The organism is Burkholderia sp. Cy-637, from assembly GCF_011753175.1.
Classification (GTDB): domain Bacteria; phylum Pseudomonadota; class Gammaproteobacteria; order Burkholderiales; family Burkholderiaceae; genus Burkholderia; species Burkholderia gladioli.
In genome coordinates this window covers 1-5,581 of sequence record NZ_VWWC01000279.1, presented here as the reverse complement: position 1 = coordinate 5,581, position 5,581 = coordinate 1, and the positions used below count along the sequence as shown (strand labels likewise).

Genomic DNA, 5,581 nt, shown 5'->3' with positions numbered 1-5,581 from the left:
TGTTGATCGCGGCGCTGAAAAAAGTAGTTGACGCGCTGCGAAATGTTGATCATAATCTCGCTTCTCTGCTGCTGAAAACGCAGCGCTGCTGAAGAAACCAAGTTACTTCGCAGAAACGCTCTTTAAAAATCTACAGCCGATAAGTGTGGACGCTTGATGGAAGCGGTCCTGATCTTCGGATCAGGTCAGCAAAAGTATCAAGAGTCTCACACAAAAGTAAGTCAGGTTTGTGAAGCAATTCATTAACCTGTCAGCTTTGAGTGAGCGACCGGTTCATTATGAACCGAAAACAGTAACAGGTATTGAACTGAAGAGTTTGATCCTGGCTCAGATTGAACGCTGGCGGCATGCCTTACACATGCAAGTCGAACGGCAGCACGGGTGCTTGCACCTGGTGGCGAGTGGCGAACGGGTGAGTAATACATCGGAACATGTCCTGTAGTGGGGGATAGCCCGGCGAAAGCCGGATTAATACCGCATACGATCTACGGATGAAAGCGGGGGACCTTCGGGCCTCGCGCTATAGGGTTGGCCGATGGCTGATTAGCTAGTTGGTGGGGTAAAGGCCTACCAAGGCGACGATCAGTAGCTGGTCTGAGAGGACGACCAGCCACACTGGGACTGAGACACGGCCCAGACTCCTACGGGAGGCAGCAGTGGGGAATTTTGGACAATGGGCGAAAGCCTGATCCAGCAATGCCGCGTGTGTGAAGAAGGCCTTCGGGTTGTAAAGCACTTTTGTCCGGAAAGAAATCCTGAGGGCTAATATCCTTCGGGGATGACGGTACCGGAAGAATAAGCACCGGCTAACTACGTGCCAGCAGCCGCGGTAATACGTAGGGTGCGAGCGTTAATCGGAATTACTGGGCGTAAAGCGTGCGCAGGCGGTTTGTTAAGACCGATGTGAAATCCCCGGGCTCAACCTGGGAACTGCATTGGTGACTGGCAAGCTAGAGTATGGCAGAGGGGGGTAGAATTCCACGTGTAGCAGTGAAATGCGTAGAGATGTGGAGGAATACCGATGGCGAAGGCAGCCCCCTGGGCCAATACTGACGCTCATGCACGAAAGCGTGGGGAGCAAACAGGATTAGATACCCTGGTAGTCCACGCCCTAAACGATGTCAACTAGTTGTTGGGGATTCATTTCCTTAGTAACGTAGCTAACGCGTGAAGTTGACCGCCTGGGGAGTACGGTCGCAAGATTAAAACTCAAAGGAATTGACGGGGACCCGCACAAGCGGTGGATGATGTGGATTAATTCGATGCAACGCGAAAAACCTTACCTACCCTTGACATGGTCGGAACCTTGGAGAGATCCGAGGGTGCTCGAAAGAGAACCGATACACAGGTGCTGCATGGCTGTCGTCAGCTCGTGTCGTGAGATGTTGGGTTAAGTCCCGCAACGAGCGCAACCCTTGTCCTTAGTTGCTACGCAAGAGCACTCTAGGGAGACTGCCGGTGACAAACCGGAGGAAGGTGGGGATGACGTCAAGTCCTCATGGCCCTTATGGGTAGGGCTTCACACGTCATACAATGGTCGGAACAGAGGGTCGCCAACCCGCGAGGGGGAGCTAATCCCAGAAAACCGATCGTAGTCCGGATTGCACTCTGCAACTCGAGTGCATGAAGCTGGAATCGCTAGTAATCGCGGATCAGCATGCCGCGGTGAATACGTTCCCGGGTCTTGTACACACCGCCCGTCACACCATGGGAGTGGGTTTTACCAGAAGTGGCTAGTCTAACCGCAAGGAGGACGGTCACCACGGTAGGATTCATGACTGGGGTGAAGTCGTAACAAGGTAGCCGTATCGGAAGGTGCGGCTGGATCACCTCCTTTCTCGAGCTAATACCGCAAAATTGAGCGTTCACGCTTATCGGCTGTAAATCAAGACAGACTCAGGGGTCTGTAGCTCAGTCGGTTAGAGCACCGTCTTGATAAGGCGGGGGTCGTTGGTTCGAATCCAACCAGACCCACCAATTGTCTGGACAGTACCTTTGAGACGTCTCTGTATGGGGGCATAGCTCAGCTGGGAGAGCACCTGCTTTGCAAGCAGGGGGTCGTCGGTTCGATCCCGTCTGCCTCCACCAATCTTCAATGACAAACGTTCGGGTCAGGTTGACTCGAGTCTTTGTCATTGGCGATTGAGCCAGTCAGAGTGATGAGTACACAAGTGTGCTTATCGGCTGTCGTTCTTTAACAATCTAGAAGAAGTAGTAATTTGGATAGCGGAAGCGTCTATTTGAGATGGGCGTGAAAACTATCCGGGTTGTGATTGTATCGATGTATCTCAAGATGATTCGAACTTCATGTTCGGCTCAATATTGGAATACGGCACAAATGCGAGAACTCAACCTGTAGCGACTGTCGAGCGAAAGCGAGACAGACTCGTTATAGGGTCAAGCGAACAAGTGCATGTGGTGGATGCCTTGGCGATCACAGGCGATGAAGGACGCGGTAGCCTGCGAAAAGCTACGGGGAGCTGGCAAACAAGCTTTGATCCGTAGATGTCCGAATGGGGAAACCCACTCCTTTTGGAGTATCCATAGCTGAATACATAGGCTATGTGAAGCGAACGCGGTGAACTGAAACATCTAAGTAACCGCAGGAAAAGAAATCAACCGAGATTCCCAAAGTAGTGGCGAGCGAAATGGGAAGAGCCTGTACTCTTTATTTGTATTGTTAGTCGAACGCTCTGGAAAGTGCGGCCATAGCAGGTGATAGCCCTGTAGACGAAAACAGTATGAAAGAACTAGGTGTACGACAAGTAGGGCGGGACACGTGAAATCCTGTCTGAAGATGGGGGGACCATCCTCCAAGGCTAAATACTCGTGATCGACCGATAGTGAACCAGTACCGTGAGGGAAAGGCGAAAAGAACCCCGGGAGGGGAGTGAAATAGATCCTGAAACCGCATGCATACAAACAGTCGGAGCCTCGTAAGGGGTGACGGCGTACCTTTTGTATAATGGGTCAGCGACTTACGTTCAGTAGCAAGCTTAACCGAATAGGGCAGGCGTAGCGAAAGCGAGTCCGAATAGGGCGTTCAGTTGCTGGGCGTAGACCCGAAACCAAGTGATCTATCCATGGCCAGGATGAAGGTGCGGTAACACGTACTGGAGGTCCGAACCCACTAACGTTGAAAAGTTAGGGGATGAGCTGTGGATAGGGGTGAAAGGCTAAACAAACTTGGAAATAGCTGGTTCTCTCCGAAAACTATTTAGGTAGTGCCTCGTGTCTCACCTTCGGGGGTAGAGCACTGTCATGGTTGGGGGGTCCATTGCGGATTACCCCGCCATAGCAAACTCCGAATACCGAAGAGTGCAATCACGGGAGACAGACATCGGGTGCTAACGTCCGGTGTCAAGAGGGAAACAACCCAGACCGCCAGCTAAGGTCCCCAAATATAGCTAAGTGGGAAACGAAGTGGGAAGGCTAAAACAGTCAGGAGGTTGGCTTAGAAGCAGCCACCCTTTAAAGAAAGCGTAATAGCTCACTGATCGAGTCGTCCTGCGCGGAAGATGTAACGGGGCTAAGCTATATACCGAAGCTGCGGATGCACATTTATGTGCATGGTAGGAGAGCGTTCCGTAAGCCTGCGAAGGTGCATTGTAAAGTGTGCTGGAGGTATCGGAAGTGCGAATGCTGACATGAGTAGCGATAAAGGGGGTGAAAGGCCCCCTCGCCGTAAGCCCAAGGTTTCCTACGCAACGTTCATCGGCGTAGGGTGAGTCGGCCCCTAAGGCGAGGCAGAAATGCGTAGCTGATGGGAAGCAGGTCAATATTCCTGCACCATTGTTAAATGCGATGGGGGGACGGATCGCGGAAGGTTGTCCGGGTGTTGGAAGTCCCGGTCGCTGCGTTGGAGAAGGCACTTAGGCAAATCCGGGTGCAGAATTCAAGGGCGTGGCGCGAGCTTCTTAGGAAGCGAAGCAATTGGAAGTGGTTCCAAGAAAAGCCTCTAAGCTTCAGTTTAACAGTGACCGTACCGCAAACCGACACAGGTGGGCGAGATGAGTATTCTAAGGCGCTTGAGAGAACTCGGGAGAAGGAACTCGGCAAATTGGTACCGTAACTTCGGGATAAGGTACGCCCCTGTAGCTTGACTGGCCTGCGCCAGAAGGGTGAAGGGGTTGCAATAAACTGGTGGCTGCGACTGTTTAATAAAAACACAGCACTCTGCAAACACGAAAGTGGACGTATAGGGTGTGACGCCTGCCCGGTGCCGGAAGATTAAATGATGGGGTGCAAGCTCTTGATTGAAGTCCCGGTAAACGGCGGCCGTAACTATAACGGTCCTAAGGTAGCGAAATTCCTTGTCGGGTAAGTTCCGACCTGCACGAATGGCGTAACGATGGCCACACTGTCTCCTCCCGAGACTCAGCGAAGTTGAAGTGTTTGTGATGATGCAATCTCCCCGCGGCTAGACGGAAAGACCCCATGAACCTTTACTGTAGCTTTGCATTGGACTTTGAACCGATCTGTGTAGGATAGGTGGGAGGCTATGAAACCGGAACGCTAGTTTCGGTGGAGCCGTCCTTGAAATACCACCCTGGTTTGTTTGAGGTTCTAACCTTGGCCCGTGATCCGGGTCGGGGACAGTGCATGGTAGGCAGTTTGACTGGGGCGGTCTCCTCCCAAAGTGTAACGGAGGAGTACGAAGGTACGCTAGGTACGGTCGGAAATCGTGCTGATAGTGCAATGGCATAAGCGTGCTTAACTGCGAGACCGACAAGTCGAGCAGGTGCGAAAGCAGGTCATAGTGATCCGGTGGTTCTGTATGGAAGGGCCATCGCTCAACGGATAAAAGGTACTCTGGGGATAACAGGCTGATACCGCCCAAGAGTTCATATCGACGGCGGTGTTTGGCACCTCGATGTCGGCTCATCTCATCCTGGGGCTGTAGCCGGTCCCAAGGGTATGGCTGTTCGCCATTTAAAGAGGTACGTGAGCTGGGTTTAAAACGTCGTGAGACAGTTTGGTCCCTATCTGCCGTGGGCGTTGGATATTTGAAGGGGGCTGCTCCTAGTACGAGAGGACCGGAGTGGACGAACCTCTGGTGTACCGGTTGTCACGCCAGTGGCATCGCCGGGTAGCTATGTTCGGAAGAGATAACCGCTGAAAGCATCTAAGCGGGAAACTCGCCTTAAGATGAGATATCCCTGGAGGCTTGACCTCCTTGAAGGGTCGTTCGAGACCAGGACGTTGATAGGTCAGGTGTGTAAGCGCAGTAATGCGTTCAGCTAACTGATACTAATTGCCCGTAAGGCTTGATCCTATAACCAGTCTGCGCCGATGTTCGCAGGTGCGAATGCACCGCGGCCGTCCCGTCCTGAGCATAAGCTCAGGATCTTGGAGCGCGACAGGTCATACAGATTGAGTCTCGTGTGCTGATACACACAACCCCGTTACTACTTCTTCGAGATTGGTCGTGGCGCTCAATAGCGACGCGACAACCCCTTTAGCCTGATGACCATAGCGAGTCGGTACCACCCCTTCCCATCCCGAACAGGACCGTGAAACGACTCCACGCCGATGATAGTGCGGATTGCCCGTGTGAAAGTAGGTAATCGTCAGGCTTCCC

At 52.6% G+C, this 5,581-nt stretch carries 2 tRNA genes and 3 rRNA genes; all 5 read left to right on the top strand.

Features of this window, described 5'->3' with window-relative positions:
• The first annotated feature begins 304 nt into the window (after positions 1-304).
• The 5 genes from F3J10_RS34200 to rrf all read left to right on the top strand — a co-directional run bounded on the left by F3J10_RS34200 (position 305) and on the right by rrf (position 5,576).
• Positions 305-1,837 (top strand): 16S ribosomal RNA (locus F3J10_RS34200).
• 63 nt (positions 1,838-1,900) lie between these two features.
• Positions 1,901-1,977 (top strand) — tRNA-Ile (locus F3J10_RS34195).
• A gap of 35 nt (positions 1,978-2,012) precedes the next feature.
• Positions 2,013-2,088, top strand: a tRNA-Ala gene (locus F3J10_RS34190).
• A gap of 307 nt (positions 2,089-2,395) precedes the next feature.
• Positions 2,396-5,275, top strand: a 23S ribosomal RNA gene (locus tag F3J10_RS34185).
• A 187-nt stretch (positions 5,276-5,462) separates the two neighbouring features.
• Positions 5,463-5,576, top strand: a 5S ribosomal RNA gene (gene rrf / locus F3J10_RS34180).
• The 16S, 23S and 5S rRNA genes sit together here with 2 tRNA genes alongside, the layout of an rRNA operon.
• Positions 5,577-5,581: the final 5 nt, after the last annotated feature.